Origin of the sequence: Catellatospora sp. NPDC049133, from assembly GCF_040648455.1 — a bacterium.
Classification (GTDB): Bacteria; Actinomycetota; Actinomycetes; order Mycobacteriales; family Micromonosporaceae; genus Catellatospora; species Catellatospora aurea.
The window spans coordinates 79,485-89,110 of the sequence record NZ_JBEZDT010000021.1; the positions used below are offsets into that span (position 1 = coordinate 79,485).

Below are 9,626 nucleotides of genomic sequence, written 5' to 3' on the forward strand. Positions count from 1 at the left end.
TTGCGCCCCCGCCTCCCTCTCACAAAAATTTTTTTATGGGCAAAAAAAAAAAAAGATGTGAGCGCGCGGAGACGTATGCCTCATCCGGCCGGGAGTTTGACATCAAGTGCGGTTGAGGTTTTAGCGTCGCGGCTGTGGATCACACAGCTGCCCCGCAACCGGTGGGCATCCGGTTCCGGGAGGCGTTCGGCCGCTACCCGACCGGGGTCGCCGTCATCTGCGCGGCGGGGCCGCAAGGCCCGGTCGGGCTGACCGCCTCCAGCGTCGCTTCGGTGTCGCTCACGCCCCCGGCGCTGTCCTTCTCCGTGATGGGCACCCGGTCGGCACGGCACCTGCTGCAGGCCGAAAGCCTGGTCGTCCACCTGCTGGGGCCGGCGCACGTGGCGGTGGCCCGGGACTTCTCCCGCGCGGGCGGGCCCCGTTTCACCGCCGAACAGGGGTGGAGCACGCTGCCGACCGGGGAGCCGTTCCTGCCCGGCGCGCTGGCCGCGCTTCGCGTCAGGCCGCTGCGGCAGGTCCCGGTCGGCGACGCGACCGTCGTCGTCGCCGGTGTCCTCGACGTCTTCCACGGACCCGACGACGGGCAGCTGATCTACCACGCCAGGAGGTTCCACACCTCACCACTGTCACCGGAGGCAACCTGATGCGACTGTCCCACCTGCTGCGCCCGCGCCTGGTCGCCGGCGCCCACTGCGACCTGCCCTGCGGCGTGTACGACCCGGCCCAGGCCCGGATCGAGGCCGAGTCGATCAAGGCCATCTGCGAGAAGTACCAGGCCAACACGGACCCGGAGTTCCGCACCCGGGCTCTGATCATCAAGGAGCAGCGGTCCGAGCTGGTCAAGCACCACCTGTGGGTGCTGTGGACCGACTACTTCAAGGCCCCGCACTTCGAGAAGTACCCGAACCTGAACCAGCTGTTCAACGAGGCCACCAAGCTGTCCGGCGCCGCCGGCACCAAGGGTCAGGCCGACCCGGCCGTGGCCGAGCAACTGCTGGGCAAGATCGAGGAGATCTCCAAGATCTTCTGGGAGACCAAGCAGGCCTGAGCGGCGACGGGGCACCCCGCGACCGCCCGAGCGAGGTGCCCCCTGCCGGAACTCAGCTCCGCCTACGATGCAGCGATGGTCCCGACGCCGTCCACACATGCCGTCAGCCAGTACGCGACGACGACCGGCAACCTCACCGCTCGGATCGCGCTGCATGCCTACGGCACGAACCCGCAGAGTTGGTTCTCCTGGCTCGGCGAACGGCTCCCGCTGGTCGGCGACGTGCTCGAAGTCGGCGCCGGCACCGGCGAACTGTGGACCCACGTCGACCACGTCGCGAGAGGGGCCCGGCTGACGCTGACGGACTTCTCCGCCGCCATGTGCGAGCAGCTGCGCACCGTCCCAAAGGCGCACGTGCAGCAGTGCGACGCGACGCACCTGCCGTTCGGCGATGCGACCTTCGACACCGTGATCGCCAACCACATGCTGTACCACCTGGACGACCCGGCTGCCGCGCTGCGCGAGTTCGCCCGGGTGCTGCGTCCGGGCGGTCGGCTCGCGGTCGCCGTGAACGGCCGCGACCACCTCGAAGAACTCAACGCCGTCGGACCCGCGATCGGTCGTCCCGATCTCACCCTGCACGCCACCCAGAACGACTTCACCGCCGAGACCGGTCCCGGCTACATGGCGCGCCTCTTCGCCGACGTCTCGGTCCAGCGCTACCACGGCGACCTCGAAGTCCCCAACCCCGACCCGGTCCTCACCTATCTCGCCAGCCTGTCGTCCGAACCGCTCACGCCGGAGCAGTTCGCCGCGGCCCGTAACCACGTCCAGGCCCGGATCGATGCCGGCGGCAGCTTCCGCGTACGCAAGCACACCGTGCTCATCACAGCCTCAGCAGGGACGACGCAATCCGCCGACCATGTCTAGGCTGCGGCGGTGACTGGTGCCGCGGAAGAGACTCCGGTCCCGGCCGACGCCTCGGCGCACCGGAACTCCGCCCTTCAGGTGATGCCGGAGGTCGATCCGTTGTGGCCGCGGCCGGGCGACCCTCTCGGCACGACGTCACACCCATGCCCAGGCGGGACCCAGGGTGGGCAACCGTGCTGCGGATCGGGGCCGTCGTGCTGGTGCTGCTGGTCGGCGGCACGTGGCAGGTGGTGGCTCGGTTCTACGAGCTGGCACCCGGCGGTCTCGTCCTCGACGGTCCGCGGCCGGCAGATCGTCGGACCGGAAGCAGTGAGATGGACATGAGTTATGCCTTGGGCCCCGACCTCCGATACCCGGTGCGATTCTCGATGCGTAACCCGAGTGCGCTGCCGGTCACGGTGGAGGGCATCGACGACGGCTCGGATGTCATCACCATCGAGGACGCGCGGATCGAGACCGCCGGCGGCGATCTCCGCCCCTTCCCGGCCGCGATCGGCCCCGGAGCCGAGTTCGTCGTGGTGTTCACGCTGCGGATTCGGACACCTGACGACGAGCCCTGCCGTAAACGCCTGCTCGGGGGAATGGAGCTGCGCTTCTCCGTGCTGGGCGTCTCCCGGCTGCAGCAGTCGAGTCACGACGTGAGCTTCCTGACGCCCGGTCCCGAGTGCGATGACCTCATCCTGTGACCGCCACGCTCAGCGCGGTGTCCACCGGTCCGTGTGGACGGCTTCGTCCAGCGGCCGACGGCGGCGCCAGCCGTGCCGTTCGAGGTCGGGCACGGCTTCGAGATGGGTGACCGGGCCGAGGCAGAGCCAGGCGACCGGGCGGATCCCGGCCGGGATGGCGAGCAGATCCCGCAGGAACTCCTCGCGGTAGAACGACACCCACCCGACGCCCAGCTGCTCCGCCGTGGCCGCCAGCCACAGGTTCTGGATGGCCAGGCAGACCGAGTACAGTCCGGCGTCGGCGATCGCGTGCCGTCCCAGCACCGCGGGAGCCCCGCGGTCGGCGTCATAGGTCACGACGACCGACAGCGTCGACTCCAGCACCCCGTCGATCTTGATCCGGGCGAACCGCTCGGCGGCCTCGGCGTCCAGCGTGGCGGCGAACACCTCACGTTCCCGGTGTACGTGCTGATGAAACGCCTCCCGCACCCGCCGGTCACGCACCACGATGAAGTCCCATGGCTGGGTCAGGCCCACGCTGGGCGCGGCATGCGCCGCATCCAGGACCCGGGCCAGCACCTCGGCCGGGATCGCCGCCCCCGTGAACTGTCCACGCACGTCCCGGCGACGGTGGATGACGTCGTACAACTCGCTGTCCATGGGCAGGCTCCCGCTGCGTTCGGGCTCCGGGCAGGCCGGGGCCGTGGGCGCGAGGCCGGTCTTCGGACTCCCAGATCGACGCCCTCCGCCCGCCTTCCCAGCCGGTCAGGCCAGTGGCTGCGCGTACAGCGCGTGGGCGGCAGCTCCCTGGTCACCGCGGCGGGCCCGTGCCGGATTCTCACCGGCTTCCCGATTCTCCCCGCCCAGCGGCGAGGCACCTCGCAACAGTTCGTGCCACCGGACACGTTACCGCCGACAACCGAGATACTTGACCGATGTACGGTGACGAAACGCTGGTGGGCGGCCGGATGACCGTCGGCATCGTGCGTCGCGGCGGCCACGTCCACCGGCCGATGGGCTCGTGGTCCCCGGCGGTCCACGAGTTTCTCGGCCATCTGGAGTCGGTCGGATTCGCCGGCTCGCCGCGGTTGGTGGGTGTCGAGGACGGTCGCGAGGTTCTGACGTACCTGTCCGGGGACGTCGCGGTGGATCCGCAGTGGCAGCCCGGCCGTGGTGCCCGGCTGCCGGCGTACGCCCGCACGGACCGGGCCCTGACCGAAGCGGCGAAGCTGATCAGGCGGCTGCACCACGCGGCAGCCGGGTTCCGCCCGACGCTCACCGGCTACCGCTTCCATCCCTGTGCGCCCCGCCCGGGGCAGATCGTCTCCCACGGTGACCTCGGCCCGTGGAACACCGTCTACCGGGCGGGAATCCCGGTGGCGTTCATCGACTGGGACGCCGCGCAGCCGGTCGATCCGCTCGACGACCTGGCAGCGGCCGCGTGGAGTTTCGTGCCGCTGTGCCCACCCGGGCAGCTACGCGAAGCGGGCTTCGATCCCCTGCCCGACCTGCCGAGGCGGCTTCGCCAGTTCGCCGACGCGTACGGGCTCGCCGACCGGCAGGCGTTGCTGCCGGCCCTGCAACGGGCCAAACTGCACGAGGTCGAGCGCGTCAAGTACGCGCCGCTCGAACCGGCCGAAGCGGCCGCCTCCCTGGAGTACTACGCCGGTCAGCTGCGGTGGCTCCACGACGTCTCCGCCGACCTGGAATCCCGCCTGTAGAGCCGCGCCTTGCGGCGGCGCCGACCGCGAGCGGAGCATCGCTGATGCCCGGCGACCCTTTGCGGTCGCGGCCGGTTCCGCGGTCCGCGCCTCATCGGACAGGCGTGGCGAGAACGGCGCCAGGCGAGGTCACCGGTCGGCGCGAGGTGTCATGGTGCCCGGGTGCCCCGCGCCGACGTGGCCACGGCGATGACCACCGTCGCGAGCAGCGCGACGAGGACCGACGGCACGGTCGCCAGGCAGGCCAACCGCCAGCTCAGGGAGCGAGTGGCGAACCAGCCGAGCAGCGCTCCGACCGCGAGCGCGCCGAACAGGGCGAGTCCGAGGCCCAGTCGCACCTGGGCCCGCCGCTCGCCTGCCTCGCCCGTCAGTCCGGCCCCCGTGCCGAGCGCCGCTCCCTGTCCTAGGCCTGCCGGCAGCACGGCGACCGTCAGCATGGCCGCGGAACCCGCCAGCGCCGCGGCCACGACGCCGAGCAGCATCAGCACGAGCGCCGATCCGGTCACTGCCGCGGGTGCTCGCCGCCCGAGCAGGTACCCGCCCGCGAATCCCGAAGCCACGGCGGCCAGCTGTGCGACGAGGACGATCGCGAGCCCGGTCGCTGGCAGGCCGAGGGCGTACCGGACGGAGCCGAGCAGCGGACCGATGAGGACCGCCAGCTGGCAGGCCGCGACCATCGCACCGAGTCCGGCGCCGATGAGCAACCACCATGGACGGCCGACGGGCTGCGCCGGCGGCGGCGGCGTCACGGATGGCGTCGGCTGGTGGATCTGTTCGCTCATCGCGCCATGTTAGACACTTTTCACAGTTGTCGTGCCCGTGGCGTTTCCCCCGGTTTGGTCCGCTCGGACGGCCGGGCCGTCTGGTGGGCGGCACCTCCGGCGACCCTTCCACCGGCGACCTCGTTACGATCACGTGATTGTCCGAACTGGAGGAACTGCCGATGGCGCGGCGCGACAACCCATCTGGGTGCGGGTGTCTGATGCTGTTCCTGGTGGGGCCGTTGCTGGCGAGTCTGGCCGTCTCCCTGCCCGGCACCGTCCTGGCCTCGCCCGCGATCGTGGCGTTCCTGCTGGTCCGAGACCCTGCGCAGATCGCCGCGTACCCGTCGTGGTGGGCGGGTGTGGCGCTGTCCCCGATCGTGGCGTACCTGGTGGTCCGGTTCGCCGGGCGTGGCCGGGTGTACCCGCGGCACCGCGTCCACCTGGTCCGCGCGGGCGTCCTGTCGGCGCTGTCCGCGGGCCTGGCGCTGCTGGCGCTGCTGCTGCACCAGCGGTATCTCGGCGGCACGGTGCCGCCGGTCACGGCCGGCAAGCAGCCGCTGACGCTGGAGACGTCGCTGCCGCTGGTCGGTCCGGTGGCCGCCGGCACGACGGCGCTGGTGTTCTACTTCGTGCTGCGGCTGCTCGACCGCAAGCTGCCGCGCCGGACGCAGGCCGCGCCGCAGCGCCCGACCGTGTGGGCCGACCCGCGACCCCAGGAGATCTGGTGGGGTGAGATCGAGTTCCGGGACGGCGACGGGTCCAAGGACCGGCCGTTCGTCGTGCTGCGTGTGTATCCGGACCACCTGGAGGTCCTGCAGATCACGTCGAAGGACAAGTCCCACCGCGGCGATCACGTTCCGTTCTGGACCGGCAGCGCCGACCCGTACGCCGTCGAGGACGGCTTCCTCGAACTCGTGGTCCGGCGGGTGAGCCGGTTCGACCTGCGACGCCGGGATGTAGCGTACTGCCCGGACGAGATCTGGCACCGGGTGCGCTCGACCCGGGCGGCCGACGCGCCGCGATCCCGGACGGCGTGATCCCGGACGGCCACTCGGCGCGGCTCGACGGCTGCGGAAAGGAGACCGCCGGTGGGACTGCAGGCGCCGCTGTGGCGGGCCGTCACCGTGTTCCGGGTGGCCGCGCTGGTGTACGCCACGATCCTGATGCTGGCCGGGTTCCGCGACTTCACCCGGCCCTGGCTGGGCTGGGCGGTGCTCGCGGCGATGACCGCCTGGACCGCCGTCACCGGCGTGCGCTACCACGATCCCGCCGGTCGCAACCGGGCCTGGCTGGCGGCCGACCTGGTCGTCACCCTGGCCTGCCTGCTCGCGTCCAACCTGGTCGTGTCCGCCGAACGCCTGGCCTCGGGCGGTCCGACGCTGCCGATGGCGTGGGTCGCGGGTGCGGTGCTGGTGTGGGCGCTGCGCGGCGGCCGCCGGGCGGGCGGGATCGCCGCGCTGATCCTCGGCGCGGCCGATCTGTTCCTGCGCGGCGAGATCACCTCCGCGACCGCGAACGGCACGGTGCTGCTGCTGCTCGCGGGCGGGGTCATGGGGTACGTGTCCCGGCTGACCGACGACGCCGAGACCCGGATGCAGCGGGCCGTGGAGCTGGACGCCGCGACCCGCGAGCGCGAGCGGCTGGCCCGCGGCATCCACGACTCCGTGCTGCAGGTGCTCGCCCTGGTGCAGCGGCGCGGCACGGAGCTGGGCGGCGAGGCCGCGGAGCTGGGGCGGCTGGCCGGGGAGCAGGAGGCGGTGCTGCGCTCGCTGGTGGGCGTGCAGGACGAGGCGGCGGCCGCGGGCAGCGCGGACCTGCGCCTGCTGCTGGGACGGTACGGCTCCCCGCGGGTCACCGTCGCCATGCCCGCGACCGCGGTGCTGCTGCCCGCGGCGGTCGCGGCGGAGGTCGCCGCGGCGGCCGGCAGCGCGCTGGACAACGTGGCCGTCCACTGCGGTCCCGAGGCGCGGGCCTGGGTGCTGGTCGAGCAGGAACCGGACGCGGTCACGGTGTCGGTCCGCGACGACGGGCCGGGAATCGCACCGGGCCGGCTCGCCGAGGCGGCGGCGTCGGGACGGCTCGGGGTGGCGCAGTCGATCCAGGGCCGCATCCGCGACCTGGGCGGCGCGGTCGCCATCACCGGCGGGCCCGGCCAGGGCACCGAGGTGGAACTGCGGGTGCCGCTGCCCCGCTAGGCTGACGCGCGTGGTGGACGTGATGGTGGTCGACGACCATCCGATGTGGCGTGACGGCGTGGCCCGTGACCTGACCGACGCCGGGTACACGGTGGTGGCCGCGGTCGGCGAGGGCGGGCAGGCGGTGCGCATCGGCCCGTCGGTGCGCCCCGACGTCGTCGTGCTGGATCTGCAGCTGCCGGACCTGTCCGGGGTGGAGGTCATCCGCGGCCTGGTCGCGGCCCTGCCGCAGGTGCGGGTGCTGGTGCTGTCGGCCAGCGGCGAGCAGCAGGACGTGCTCGACGCCGTCAAGGCCGGCGCGGCGGGTTACCTGGTGAAGTCGGCCGCGCGGGAGGAGTTCCTGGACGCGGTGCGGCGCACCGCCGAGGGCGACGCGGTGTTCACGGCCGGGCTCGCCGGCCTGGTGCTGGGCGAGTACCGCAGGCTCGCGGCCGCGCCCGGGGACGGCCCGGACGCGCCGCGGCTCAGTGAGCGGGAGACCGAGGTGCTGCGCCTGGTCGCCAAGGGGTTGACCTACCGGCAGATCGCCGAGCGGCTCACCCTGTCGCACCGCACGGTGCAGAACCACGTGCAGAACACGCTGGGCAAGCTGCAGCTGCACAACCGGGTGGAGCTGGTCCGCTACGCCATCGAGCAGGGCCTCGACGACTGAGCGCTGCTCCCCGGCAACAGAAAAGGCAAGAAGAACACTCTCCCTGCCACTATTAACGTATACCGCACCCCCGGTCTTGCGGCAAGACCCCCGTCATGCAGCAGAATCTCCAGCCGACACCAGAACCTGCGGAAATCAGGTATTCGCGAAGTACGCGCGCTTTCATCACTTGCTGCGGCGCGCGGTGCGGTCAGGGGGAATTCATGATCGACGTGATCGTCGCCGGGGCGGGGCCCACCGGCCTGATGCTGGCCTGCGAGCTGCGGCTGCACGGCGTGCAGGTGCTCGTGCTGGAGAAGGAGACCGAACCGGCCGCCTACGTGCGCGCGCTGGGCCTGCACGTGCGCAGCATCGAGGTCATGGACCAGCGCGGGCTGCTGGACCGGTTCCTCGAACAGGGCAAGAAGTATCCGCTCGGCAGCTTCTTCGCCGGGATCGACAAGCCCTCCCCGGAGCGGCTGGACACCGCGCACGGCTACGTCCTGGGCATCCCGCAGCCCACCACCGACCGCCTGCTGGCCGAACGCGCCGCCGAACTCGGCGCGCAGATCCGGCGCGGCAGCGAGCTGACCGGGCTGAGCCAGGACGACCGCGGGGTGACCGTCGAGCTGGCCGACGGCACGCGGCTGCGCTCGCGCTACCTCGTCGGCTGCGACGGCGGCCGCAGCACGGTGCGCAGGCTGCTCGGCGTCGGCTTCCCCGGCGAGCCCGCCACGGCCGAGACGCTGCTCGGCGAGATGGCGGCGACCATGCCGGCGGACGAGGTGGCCGCCGTGGTCGCCGAGGTCCGCCAGACCCAGAAGCGGTTCGGCCTCGGCCCGATGGGCGACGGGGTGTACCGGGTCGTGGTGCCCGCCGAGGGCGTGGCCGAGGACCGTACGACGGCCCCGACACTGGACGAGTTCCGGCAGCAGCTGCGGGCGATCGCCGGCACCGACTTCGGCGTGCACTCGCCGCGCTGGCTGTCCCGGTTCGGCGACGCGACCCGGCAGGCCGAGCGCTACCAGGTCGGCCGGGTGCTGCTGGCCGGCGACGCGGCGCACATCCACCCGCCGACCGGCGGGCAGGGCCTCAACCTGGGCGTCCAGGACGCGTTCAACCTCGGCTGGAAGCTGGCCGCCGAGGTGAACGGCTGGGCGCCGGAGGGACTGCTGGACAGCTACCACACCGAACGGCACCCGGTGGCGGCCGACGTGCTGAACAACACCCGGGCGCAGATGACGCTCATGTCCACCGAGCCGGGCCCGCAGGCGGTGCGCCGGCTGATGTCGGAGCTGATGGACTTCGAGCAGGTGAACCGGCACCTGATCGAGAAGATCACCGGGATCGGGATCCGCTACGACTTCGGCGGCGGCCACGAGCTGCTCGGCCGGCGGCTGCGCGACGTCGAGCTGAAGCGCGGGCGGCTGTACGGGCTGATGCACGCGGGCCGCGGGCTGCTGCTCGACCAGACCGGCCGGCTGTCGGTCGACGGCTGGGCGGATCTGGTCGACCACGTCGTCGACGTCAGCGAAGAACTCGACGTGCCCGCCGTGCTCCTGCGGCCGGACGGCCACGTCGCCTGGGTCGGCGACGACCAGCAGGAGCTGCTGGAGCAGTTGCCGCGCTGGTTCGGCGCGGCCATCGGCTGAACAGCGGCGGGGGGGGGGGGGGCGGGGCGCCCCCCCCCCCCGGGGGGGGGAGTGTGACCGGGGCCCCCCACAGAGTAGGG

The 9,626-nt window shown here is 72.2% G+C and carries 11 protein-coding genes and 1 riboswitch; of the genes, 9 read left to right on the forward strand and 2 right to left on the reverse strand.

Annotation, left to right across the window (positions count from 1 at the left end):
• Window positions 1-134: 134 nt before the first annotated feature.
• From AB0B35_RS23675 to AB0B35_RS23690, 4 genes are all read left to right on the forward strand, one after another.
• Window positions 135-644, forward strand: coding sequence for a flavin reductase family protein (locus tag AB0B35_RS23675; RefSeq protein WP_361048978.1), 510 nt, complete (start codon window positions 135-137; stop codon window positions 642-644).
• Window positions 644-1,048 (forward strand): superoxide dismutase, Ni, encoded by a 405-nt coding sequence (gene sodN, locus AB0B35_RS23680; protein WP_361048980.1) that lies wholly within the window; start codon window positions 644-646, stop codon window positions 1,046-1,048. Before AB0B35_RS23675 ends, sodN begins: the two co-directional genes overlap by 1 nt.
• 75 nt (window positions 1,049-1,123) lie before the next feature.
• Entirely contained in the window at window positions 1,124-1,918 is a 795-nt protein-coding gene (locus AB0B35_RS23685; RefSeq protein ID WP_361048982.1) for a class I SAM-dependent methyltransferase, read from the forward strand.
• 173 nt (window positions 1,919-2,091) lie between these two features.
• Window positions 2,092-2,604, forward strand: a complete 513-nt coding sequence (locus AB0B35_RS23690; protein WP_361048984.1) for a hypothetical protein — start codon at window positions 2,092-2,094, stop codon at window positions 2,602-2,604.
• A gap of 9 nt (window positions 2,605-2,613) precedes the next feature.
• Here the strand turns inward: AB0B35_RS23690 and bluB are convergent, their stop codons facing one another.
• On the reverse strand, window positions 2,614-3,243 hold the full coding sequence (bluB, locus tag AB0B35_RS23695) for a 5,6-dimethylbenzimidazole synthase (RefSeq protein ID WP_361048986.1): 630 nt from the start codon (window positions 3,241-3,243) through the stop codon (window positions 2,614-2,616).
• Between the two features lie 35 nt (window positions 3,244-3,278).
• Window positions 3,279-3,480, reverse strand: a riboswitch (cobalamin riboswitch).
• 38 nt (window positions 3,481-3,518) lie between these two features.
• On the opposite strand from bluB, the gene AB0B35_RS23700 reads away from it, so the two are divergent.
• Window positions 3,519-4,304 (forward strand): phosphotransferase, encoded by a 786-nt coding sequence (locus tag AB0B35_RS23700; protein WP_361048988.1) that lies wholly within the window; start codon window positions 3,519-3,521, stop codon window positions 4,302-4,304.
• A 149-nt stretch (window positions 4,305-4,453) separates the two neighbouring features.
• Here the strand turns inward: AB0B35_RS23700 and AB0B35_RS23705 are convergent, their stop codons facing one another.
• The gene (locus tag AB0B35_RS23705; protein WP_361048990.1) at window positions 4,454-5,086 is read right to left on the reverse strand and encodes a hypothetical protein; all 633 of its coding nucleotides are present in this window, start codon (window positions 5,084-5,086) and stop codon (window positions 4,454-4,456) included.
• A gap of 137 nt (window positions 5,087-5,223) precedes the next feature.
• Between AB0B35_RS23705 and AB0B35_RS23710 the strand changes: the two genes are divergently transcribed.
• From AB0B35_RS23710 to rox, 4 genes are all read left to right on the forward strand, one after another.
• Window positions 5,224-6,105, forward strand: a complete 882-nt coding sequence (locus tag AB0B35_RS23710) for a hypothetical protein (RefSeq protein ID WP_361048992.1) — start codon at window positions 5,224-5,226, stop codon at window positions 6,103-6,105.
• A 51-nt stretch (window positions 6,106-6,156) separates the two neighbouring features.
• Complete coding sequence (locus AB0B35_RS23715; RefSeq protein WP_361048994.1) at window positions 6,157-7,263, forward strand: DUF5931 domain-containing protein; 1,107 nt, start codon at window positions 6,157-6,159, stop codon at window positions 7,261-7,263.
• 22 nt (window positions 7,264-7,285) lie between these two features.
• On the forward strand, window positions 7,286-7,915 hold the full coding sequence (locus tag AB0B35_RS23720; RefSeq protein WP_361049118.1) for a response regulator transcription factor: 630 nt from the start codon (window positions 7,286-7,288) through the stop codon (window positions 7,913-7,915).
• Between the two features lie 203 nt (window positions 7,916-8,118).
• Complete coding sequence (gene rox / locus AB0B35_RS23725) at window positions 8,119-9,546, forward strand: rifampin monooxygenase (protein WP_361048996.1); 1,428 nt, start codon at window positions 8,119-8,121, stop codon at window positions 9,544-9,546.
• Window positions 9,547-9,626 lie beyond the last annotated feature (80 nt).